The 8,734-nt window shown below is 46.1% G+C and carries 7 protein-coding genes and 2 pseudogenes; 3 read left to right on the top strand and 6 right to left on the bottom strand.

The annotated features are described in order from the left end of the window. From Q0236_RS04805 to Q0236_RS04815, 3 genes and pseudogenes are all read left to right on the top strand, one after another. Nucleotides 1-377, top strand: a pseudogene (locus Q0236_RS04805) (hypothetical protein); the annotation flags it as partial. Between the two features lie 8 nt (nucleotides 378-385). Next, entirely contained in the window at nucleotides 386-1,273 is an 888-nt protein-coding gene (locus Q0236_RS04810; RefSeq protein WP_297915634.1) for a hypothetical protein, read from the top strand. Between the two features lie 430 nt (nucleotides 1,274-1,703). Then, nucleotides 1,704-2,441, top strand: coding sequence for a nucleotide-binding protein (locus Q0236_RS04815; RefSeq protein WP_297915636.1), 738 nt, complete (start codon nucleotides 1,704-1,706; stop codon nucleotides 2,439-2,441). A gap of 535 nt (nucleotides 2,442-2,976) precedes the next feature. Here the strand turns inward: Q0236_RS04815 and nrfD are convergent. The 6 genes and pseudogenes from nrfD to Q0236_RS04845 all read right to left on the bottom strand — a co-directional run. Next, entirely contained in the window at nucleotides 2,977-3,864 is an 888-nt protein-coding gene (gene nrfD / locus Q0236_RS04820) for an NrfD/PsrC family molybdoenzyme membrane anchor subunit (protein WP_297915638.1), read from the bottom strand. A gap of 2 nt (nucleotides 3,865-3,866) precedes the next feature. Next, the gene (locus tag Q0236_RS04825; protein ID WP_297915640.1) at nucleotides 3,867-4,514 is read right to left on the bottom strand and encodes a molecular chaperone; all 648 of its coding nucleotides are present in this window, start codon (nucleotides 4,512-4,514) and stop codon (nucleotides 3,867-3,869) included. Nucleotides 4,515-4,524: 10 nt separating this feature from the next. After that, nucleotides 4,525-5,076 (bottom strand): 4Fe-4S dicluster domain-containing protein, encoded by a 552-nt coding sequence (locus Q0236_RS04830; RefSeq protein ID WP_297915642.1) that lies wholly within the window; start codon nucleotides 5,074-5,076, stop codon nucleotides 4,525-4,527. 1 nt (nucleotide 5,077) lies between these two features. Next, nucleotides 5,078-7,369 (bottom strand): molybdopterin-dependent oxidoreductase, encoded by a 2,292-nt coding sequence (locus Q0236_RS04835; protein WP_297915644.1) that lies wholly within the window; start codon nucleotides 7,367-7,369, stop codon nucleotides 5,078-5,080. A gap of 22 nt (nucleotides 7,370-7,391) precedes the next feature. Next, nucleotides 7,392-8,288, bottom strand: a complete 897-nt coding sequence (locus Q0236_RS04840; RefSeq protein ID WP_297915646.1) for a hypothetical protein — start codon at nucleotides 8,286-8,288, stop codon at nucleotides 7,392-7,394. Nucleotides 8,289-8,299: 11 nt separating this feature from the next. Next, a pseudogene (locus tag Q0236_RS04845) lies at nucleotides 8,300-8,734 on the bottom strand (hypothetical protein); the annotation flags it as partial.

Genomic DNA, 8,734 nt, shown 5'->3' on the forward strand with positions numbered 1-8,734 from the left:
TTGAAATTTTAGGCGCGCACACGCAGTTTTGGGTCGTAGTGGTGCATTTTTGCGTCATTATATTTTTGGGCGTGATTTTGCTGCTAGGCAAAAACGTAGGTAAAATAATGCAAAAAAGCGAAGAGGGCGCATACGGTGCGGTTCTGCCGAGCTTCGCGCTAGGCAAGATAGCCGTGGCAGCCTTTGCGATCATCATGGCTTTTAACTGCGTGCAGGCCTTTATCACCGCAGGCCCGCCGCCCTATCTAGCCTCTGCGACGCCTTCGCGCATGAGCGTCGATCCGTCAAAGTGGTTTTGGGAGCTTGATCACTGGGAGGAGACCGAAATTGACTTCCGCGAAAGCTGGAATCCAAAACTACCGAATTTACCGAAGTGAGGTTGAAGATGAAAAGATTTCTAAATTTAACCCTATTGTGCGCCACACTGGCGTTTGGCGGCGAGTTTAATCTAAATCCTGCGGATGGCGCAGTGACAAATTTAACGCCTCTACGCAAAAGCGGCGAGATAACGCTAAATTTAAACAATAATAATCCCGTCACGGGGCTTGACTACGACGCGGCGAGCGGAAGCTTCTTGCTCGGTACGCTAAAATTCGAGCTCTACGAAATGGACGGCGAGCTAAAAACCGTAAAAAGCTATCTACGAAGCACACCCGATTGGATAATGCAGATGGAAGAAACCGTCGCAGCGAGCTTTTTTAAAGGCTCGGTAGGGCTCATGAGCTATAATAAAACCTATGAGTTTTTCAAACCCGCACCGAATCAAAGTAAAGAGGAAGCGAACAAAGCGTGGCGCTATCTGCACGACGGATATGAAAATTTCACGCTCGATTTCAAGGACCGCTACTCCACCGTGCGTGCCAAACAGCAGTATATCCTAAGCTGGGATCACTCGGATTTCTACGGCGAGTTTTTCGTCGCTAGCGTGCCGGATAATATAAAGCAAAGCTGGAGTATAGCGAGCTTTAGCGATACCGACAATCTGCTCTCGAGCGAGTTTGTACCGAGCTTCGACGAGACTCTCGGCGTAAAGGACGGCAGGGATATAAACGACTACTATATCACGGGTATGGATGCGAGCGGCGAGTTTGTTTATCTACTCTCGAAGCAATGCTCAAGCATCCTAAAGCTTGATCCGCGCAGCAGAAAGATCGTGGAGATTTATAGCTTTGAAAGCGCGAGCGATGCCCATGCGCTCGCTATCAAAGAGGGTAAATTCTACGTCGCATCCAGAGAAAACGGCGTGAATAAAATTTTTATTTTTGAGAGGTGAAATTTAAGCCGTCTTTTAGGCGGCTTAAATTTATAGATAATTTAAAACAAGGCGCTTGGCTACTCTCTCGGTGTCGAATTTATATCCGTTAAATAACTTTTGCCAAGCCACTTAAAGCTCTTTTTGCCATAATGTCATTGTAAATTTAACCAAAAGAAGCAAAAAGGGCAAATCCTAAAACTTTCGCCCCGATGAAAGCAGGTGGGATAGCCTAGGCACTAAATGCTGACAAAAGAGAGCAAAATGCGATAAACGCCCTAAAAGACGATGGTGAAATAAACTCACCGAAAAGGCATTGTTGCTCAGTATTGTAGGTTTGGTAGACTCCGCAAAGCCTGGTGGCTAGTGGAGATTTTTTAGCAGGGGCTGTTGAAAAATGGGGTTGACTGGACAACAAGGCTAATTTTATAGTTAAGGAGATTAAATAAAAATGAAATTTTCAGGGAATATTGATAACTTAAAAAACCAGTTGAGCAAAGGAGGTTTTTCCAATTATAATGAAGAACAAAAAAATGGTGGATATTGTTTTAGATTCCCAAATGGTTCTATATTAAATTTTTGGCCTAGCAAGGGAAGTGTTAATTTACAAGGAAAAGCAGATGATAAGTTGTCTTGTTTTATTCAAGGATTATGTGATAACAAATCAAATGAAATTATTGGCGAGCCTATAACTCCTGCTCAAGTAGAAGCTAAGGGAAAAGTTTTTGTTGTTCATGGCCATGACAGTACGGCAAGGGAACAGCTGGAACTGGTTCTGCACAAATTAGGAATTGAACCTTTTGTATTACAAAATACCAGCGGTGGAGGGTTAACTATCATTGAAGCCTTGGAAAAAGAAATTGGGCAAAATCCTTCTGAGGTTACTTTTGGGATTGTTCTATTGACTCCTGATGACATGGGGTATCCTAAAAGCTCAAGGCCGGAGGATGCAAAGCCTAGAGCTAGACAAAATGTTGTTCTAGAAATGGGAATGTTACTGTCGTCTATTGGTAGAAGTAGAGTCGCAATTTTAAAGAAAGGAGATTTAGATGTCCCATCCGATGCGAGTGGAATTTTATATATATCTTTTAATGAACACGTAAAAGAGACTGTTCCAAAGCTTGTAGAGAGATTAAACAAAAGCGGTTTTAAAATGACACCTGAAAATATTGCTAGAGCATCATCTTGATTGATAAGAGCTGCGAGATTGGGTTGAATTAAGGGGCTTTAGCTTAATTCAACTTACCTGATTATTTTTTATGCCAGCCTAAATCTATATAGGTCGCATATTTGAATCCAATAATTTTTTGATATTTATATACTTTTAAATAGCTGCCGTAGGCTAAAAACATCTGATTTAAGAATCCGATCTACATTTTTTTAAGCAACCCAACTATAGCATAACAAACTTCAGTCAAAATCCAAGCAACATGCGAACCACAAAATATGCCACAACCAACACACTAGCAATATAACTATCTGCAAAAGGAGGGCGAAACTCTGGAACATAAGAAAACGGTGAGGTAACGATGGCCCATTTATGCGGACTGCAATCATGTTAAATTTAAGGAACGTATGCCAAATACGCGGTAATTTTGCGCCTAAATTTTTAATTTAGGAGCTTTACAATGTTGTACCATTTTTCTTATCGCCTACAAAAAATCATATAAATTTGAAACTAAATTAGGTCGGACTTTTGTCCGACCAGTATCAGAAAGGAGGAGTTAAAATATATAGACCGCGCCGAGCACGATAAACGCTCTTAAGCAAAAGCCGCCCACAAGTACGCCGTATTCGTTATAAACGCAGCTTTTTATCTCCTCGCCGCCGTGCGCGCAGACGCTGCCGTCCGCATTCACGCTGCAGCTGCGAAGCATAAATTTGCTTCCGCCTAGCAGCGGCAAAGCAAGCCCAAACACGACAAAGCCTATCCAAAACATCGGCGCAAGCGAGCCGCTGACTATCTTAGTTACGCTAGCCATGCCCGCAGCCTCGCTTCTTACGCTAGCAAATAGCGCTAGCACCGCAACAATCTCAAGCGCGACTAGCACGACGTGAAATTTATGCGCGCAGTGGCTTAGCCCGTGCCCGGAATTTAGCGTAGCGGCGGCGTTCGCACTAAGCCCCGTAGAGATCGCGGAGATCGTAAATAAAATCGGCAGCCACACGCTAGCCCAAAGCGGGATCGCCTTTACGACGTAAAGCAGTAGCCCCGTATATCCCATCACTCCAAGCGCCAAAATAGCTCCGAGCGTGAGCATCATATCGCAAATTTTACCGCTCTTTTTGATCTGCAAAAGCACCAAAACGCTGACTACGATGAAAAACGTAAGTAGATACGTACCTATGCTCATCATCGATACCGGACGCGTATAGAGCTGCAAAATTTTAAGAGGATTTATCGCAGCGCTCGGCGCCAGGTCAAATAGCAAAAGCGCGGTTCCTATTATTACCGCAACGGGTGCTAGCAGAAAGCCGAACTTATAAAACCTCTCGTTTAATGAGCCCAAAAAGCCCTTGTAAGCCAAAGCCGAGCACAAAAACGCCCCGGCGCCTAAACCGCCCAAAAATAGATAGATGACTATGAGCCATCCCCAAGTCGTCTGTACCATCGTCATTCCTTTAAATTTTTAAAAATTTCAGGATCTTTTAGCGCACTTTTAAGTGCATCCATCTCGCTATTTAGATAGAGATTTAAAAAGCCCCCGAAGTTCTTCCAAACGTCTAAATTTGCATGCTCATCGCAACGAGCGGCAAATTTGCCAAACCACTGCGACGGATGAGCGGCGATAAATTCCGCCTTTTTGCGCAGAATTTCATTAAATTTAGCCTCATCCTCCGCCTTTAACGCGCTAAAACTTAGAAAATAAAGATATTGTAGCTCGTACCCGATGAAATCGTCGGGAAATTTATCAAGCTGCGCATCCTCGAGCTTTAGCCCAGAGCTCTCGTAAAAGCTTCGCACCTGCATCGTCTTTGCCCCAAACATCGTTTGATAGTCGAAATACACCGACTCGTAAGGCTCGGCTTTAGGGCGCTTAGGACCTACGAAGAGCCTATTAAATTCGTAGCGAATTTCATCGATTAAATTCGGCTCGCTTTTGCATTCGGCAAATTCGAGGATAAATTTATGCTCTTTAAGCTTAGGCGTAAAATCCTGCGTCAAATTTAAAAGCTCATCCAAATTTTCACCAGTAAGAGGCACCAAAAATACCTGCCTCAAAAAGTCCTCGACGCAAAGGCTCTGCTTTAAATTACGCATCTTTTTATCCTTAGTGGATAACCTCGTTGCGCTTCATGCGAGGATAGAAGCGGATATTCGGCTTCGTAAAAAAGCGTTTAAAGCCTGGCATCTCTTTCTCCATCCCCGCGCTATCGCTCACGTCGCTATCGACCAGCTTTAGCACGTCGCAAGGACAGCCCGCTACGCACGCAGGCTCCTCGCCGCGCTCGAGCTTCTCGGCGCAGAGGTTGCACTTTTGCGCTTTGCCGTCTTTACCTTTGGTTATCGATCCGTAAGGACAGGCTACGATGCAGTATCCGCAGCCGATACATTTATCGTGCAGCGGCTGAACGATGCCATTTTCGAGCTTAATGTAAGCTCCTACGGGACAGACGTCCATACACGCAGGCTCTTCGCAATGGTGGCACGAATGCGAGATGAAAATTTCCTTTTCGATCTCGTCTTCATGGATGAGCATCATATCTACATGGCGCCAGTTGATGTCGGGGTCTTGATTATGGTAGACCTGACATGAAATTTCACACGCCTTACAACCTATGCAAAAGTTGTAATCAAATAAAAATCCTTGTTTTCGTTTCATTTTATGCCTCCTGTTTCGCAGCTTTTTTTACTTCGCAAAAGCTTGCGGTATAGGTCGATCCGTTACCCAAATCGCTCACTCCGTCCGAGCAAAGGATATTTGCTCCCGTACGAGATTTGGTGACTTTGACCCAGATATTATTCCATGCATAAACTATTCCAGGCTGCATCTGATTGGTCTCGACTGCCGTAAATATCGCCGTACCCTTTTCATTCGTAGCCTCGACCGTATCGCCCTCTTTGATACCGCGCGCCAGCATATCCTCGCGCGTCATAAATAGCTCGGCGTTGCCCTTTACGATGACGCGTTTTAGGATGTAAGGCATATTGCCCCAGTTTGAGTTATCCTGAAGCTGCGTACCCGGCGTCATGAAATAAAGCGGATACTTTTTGAGGTAGTCGTCGCCGAAACTCTTATGCGCTCGGTAATAATCCCAATCGTCGTCAAGATCGATTACCGGGTGATAGCCTGCGTCCTTGAAAGCTTCGGAGTAGAGCTCGCACTTGCCGCTTTTAGTGCCGAATACTAGCTTATCCTTCGGCGCATAAGGGTAGTAAGGGAACTGGTCCTTCATCGTCTCAGGCGTTCTAAACGGCTTTATCCAGCCCACGCTTTTTAGCTTTTCGTAGGTGATGTTTTGCTTTTTGGCAAATTCCGTATCCAAAAACCTTCTGCAAACCGTCTCGCTATCCCAGTCGAAGCACTCCTCGGTATATCCCATCGCCTTTGCTAGAGCGTTAAAAAATTCCAAATTCGTCTTGGCTTCGCCCAGCGGTTTGACGCTTTGGGCGTTGTAGCAGACGTAGCCCGAAATTTGATCGTTTTGAATATCCTCGCTCTCCATAAAGGTAACGCCCGGCAATACGTAGTCCGCGTAGTCGCAGGTGTCGATGTCGTAAGGATCGATGACTACTAGGAAAAAGTCGTCGTCCATCACGCGCTTTTTGATTAAATTTGTATTCGGCGCGGTGACCATTAAATTTGAGTTGTAGTTGATACAGGCTCGGATGACCGTATTTATCGGCTTACCTAGATAGGTCGGATTTTCCTTTTGGATACCTTTACCAAATTCTATATAGCTTATTTGCTGGCGCTCTATCTTTTTGCCTTCCGCATCTTTCGGCGAAAGATCTGGCATGCAGTTATCGAAGTTAAAGCAGCCCTTTACGTGCACGTAAGCCCAGAATAATCCGCCGCCAAGTTTTGTAAGGCAACCCGTAAGTACCGGCAAGAAGGTAACCGCGCGCACTAGCCTTGCGCCGTTAAAGTGCCTTTGCCCGCCGTCGCCGTGCATAATGGCAGGCGCTTTGGCATGGGCGTATTCTCGCGCGAAAACTTTGATTTGATCGACGCTTGCGCCGCACATATCGCTTAGTTCGCCGTAGGTGTAGAGCGAGCATTCATGAACTAGATCTTCAAAGCCGGTTGTATATTTTTCTACAAATTCATGATCATATAGATCTTCTTCTATCAAAAATTTACAGACCGCTAGACAAAATGCCGGATCGCTTGAAGGCTTTAGCTGGATAAACATATCGGCCTGGTTTGCGAGCGGAATTCTGATCGTATTTATGACGATGATCTTGCCGCCTCGCTTTTTGACGCGGTGGGCAAATCTAATCCAGTGCACCGCCGTATAGGCTTCGTTTGAGCCCCAACTGATATACATATCGCTCTCATCCACTTCCAGCGCGTCTTTTGAAAAGTCCGTGCCGATGACGCTCGGCGTGCCCGCATAGCGCGGCCAGTCGCACGGGTTGCGCACAAGCCTCGTAGCGCCGTATTTTTCAAAGAAATTTCCAGGCGCGATCGTCTTTGAGATATGCCCTTCGTTGCCCGAATAGACAAATTCCGTTAGCGCCTCGCCGCCGTATTTTGCCTTGATCTCGGTGAGCTTCGCGGCTATCTCTTTTAGCGCTTGATCCCAGCTTATGCGCTCCCACTTGCCCTCACACTTTTTACCGACGCGCTTCATCGGATACATTATGCGATCGGCGTTGTATAGGTGCATTGCGTAGGTGTGACCCTTGACGCAGACCGTGCCTTGCGTTAGAGGGTGCTTCGGATCGCCCTTGATGCTAACCATCTTGCCGTCTTTGATCTCTGCGATCATCGAACAGGCGTCGCGGCAGTTTCTAGGACAGGTGAGATAGTGATACTCTACGCCCTGCTCGTTTTTATAGGATTTCGGTTTAAAATCCACCTCAAACTGCTCCATACCAAATAGGCTTGGAGAGGCTCCCGCCGTAGCCAGAGCCGCTCCCGCGCCTTTTAAGAAAGAACGTCTTTGCATCTCTTCTCCTTAAATGTGGGCTTTATTTCATATCGTATATGAAAACTTTATTTTCTTTGCCTTCGCGCGAAAAAACATAGAATTTACCGTCCTTCACCGCAAGCGCTCTTGCGTTTGCCGCTCCGCTAAAACTATACGCATCCTCAATTGCATGCGTTTGTAAATTTAACTTTAAAATGGTCGAGAAATTTTTACTCAAAAGATAAACTGCGTCAGGCTGAGCGTCGATGCCCGTGACATAATATTCGCCTAGGCTCCTACTCTCTTTTAGCTTTAAATTTGAGCCGATTTGCGGAATAAATTCCTCCAAAATCATCTTATCGTCGCCGTCAAACACCGCCACGCTCCAATAATCCCTCACGTCGTTAGGCACGGACGCAACGATAAATTTATTCGCAGCCGCGTCGTAATCCCAGCCGAGGATATATTGCTGCTTCGCTCGAAGCGTGGAGAAGCGCCCTTTGTTGCCGAGATCGTTTAGCTTCCATTTATCCCAGCCCTCGGTTAAGTGCCTCCACTGGCTGTTTTGCTCCTCTGCACTCAGTCCGTCCGCAGGCTCATAAAATACGAAAGTTTTATTAAAACTTATCATGCCGAGCTCATTTTTGTACCACGTAGCACCCACGGTTGCTTCCATCTCCATTATAAAGTGGCGATCGTGCTTGCCGTATCTAAGCGGCTTTAAATTTTCGTCCGCAACGTAGAATTCGTTATTTTTAGAAACCAGCGCGAACTGCTTTTTATCTGCGTCGTAGTCCGCTCCCGTAATCGGCGCGTCGTTTTGTAAGCTCAAACTCACTTCCGCACTCGGCGCACCGAGCTCTTTCACACCCTCAAGCGCGCCCGCTTTGCTATCGAGATTAAACTCAAATCCAAACGCCAGAGCCGCTAGCGCCGTAAAAATCATCAGCTTTTTCATCTTTTTGCTCCTTAGTTTGGCAGATCCGGAAGCTCCGGATTCCAATCGAATCTAAAATCAAGCGCGCTTTGCCAGTGATCTTTTTCCCAAAACCATTTTGCAGGATCAAGGCTCATCCTAGCCGGCGTACTAGAGCCCAGATACGGCGGCGGGCCTGAGACGATGAAAGCCTGCGCGCAGTTTGCGGCGATGATGACGATGAAGATTAAATTTGCGATCTTGCCTAGAGGCAAGTAGCGCAAAAACTCGCCGTATTCGCCGCTCGTACTCTTTTTCATTATCTCGCCTAAATTTTTGCTAAATAAAAATATGACCGCCAAAAACGCGATTACGCAAAAATCTACGACGACGACCCAAAGCTGCGTGTGCGCGCCTAAAATTTCAAGCCCGAAGCCCTGCTTGATGTCGAGGTAGCCGCCGCCCGTGCCGTCAAGGCTATAGTGTAA

This window comes from uncultured Campylobacter sp., assembly GCF_938031315.1.
Taxonomy (GTDB): domain Bacteria; phylum Campylobacterota; class Campylobacteria; order Campylobacterales; family Campylobacteraceae; genus Campylobacter_B.

Excerpts from the sequence above, each read along its gene's own strand:
- Q0236_RS04825 (WP_297915640.1), bottom strand. The coding sequence starts at position 4,514 with ATGCGTAATTTAAAGCAGAGCCTTTGCGTCGAGGACTTTTTGAGGCAG.
- nrfD (WP_297915638.1), bottom strand. The coding sequence starts at position 3,864 with ATGGTACAGACGACTTGGGGATGGCTCATAGTCATCTATCTATTTTTG.
- Q0236_RS04830 (WP_297915642.1), bottom strand. The coding sequence starts at position 5,076 with ATGAAACGAAAACAAGGATTTTTATTTGATTACAACTTTTGCATAGGT.
- Q0236_RS04835 (WP_297915644.1), bottom strand. The coding sequence starts at position 7,369 with ATGCAAAGACGTTCTTTCTTAAAAGGCGCGGGAGCGGCTCTGGCTACG.
- Q0236_RS04840 (WP_297915646.1), bottom strand. The coding sequence starts at position 8,288 with ATGAAAAAGCTGATGATTTTTACGGCGCTAGCGGCTCTGGCGTTTGGA.
- Q0236_RS04815 (WP_297915636.1), top strand. The coding sequence starts at position 1,704 with ATGAAATTTTCAGGGAATATTGATAACTTAAAAAACCAGTTGAGCAAA.
- Q0236_RS04810 (WP_297915634.1), top strand. The coding sequence starts at position 386 with ATGAAAAGATTTCTAAATTTAACCCTATTGTGCGCCACACTGGCGTTT.